This is a genomic window from uncultured Metabacillus sp. (assembly GCF_947503125.1).
Taxonomy (GTDB): Bacteria; Bacillota; Bacilli; order Bacillales; family Bacillaceae; genus Metabacillus.
Genome location: NZ_CANNCR010000189.1, coordinates 1 through 522, shown reverse-complemented (window position 1 = coordinate 522; position 522 = coordinate 1). Strand labels below are relative to the sequence as shown.

Genomic DNA, 522 nt, shown 5'->3' with positions numbered 1-522 from the left:
GTTCATATGCTTGTGACTATGGGAGGAATGAAAAAGAATGGTGAATGGAAAACCTATGACTATATCCCGTTCCATTTGTTAAGAAAGCAATGGCAGACAGTGGTATTAAAACTTATTCGTAAAAATGTAAATGCTACAGAAAAGAAAAGAATCCAGCCCCTTTTACAAAAGGCTTTTTCCGCTAATGGAGAAGGCTTCTATGTGTATGCCCCAAAACAAAAAGGGAATGTAAAGGAGCAGTTAAAATATATTGGTCGTTATATTCGTCGACCTGCGATTGCCTTAGGTCGGATTGAGGAATATGATGGTCAATTTGTGACTTTTAAATATTTGGATAAAACAGATGGAAAAGAGAAAAGAGAAAAAGTAACGGTAGAAGAGTTTATCGGTAGGCTAATAAGACATATTCCTGATGAAAACTTTAAAACAATAAGATATTATGGAGTCTATTCAAGAAGGAAAAAAGCAGAATGTAAACAAAAAGTAGCTATTTTCCAAGAAACAGTTAAAAGACAAATAGTA

At 33.9% G+C, this 522-nt stretch carries 1 protein-coding gene; it reads left to right on the top strand.

Features of this window, described 5'->3' with window-relative positions:
- Positions 1-6: 6 nt before the first annotated feature.
- A partial coding sequence (locus Q1B07_RS26770; protein ID WP_299834329.1) for a transposase occupies positions 7-522 on the top strand: 516 nt, incomplete at its 3' end.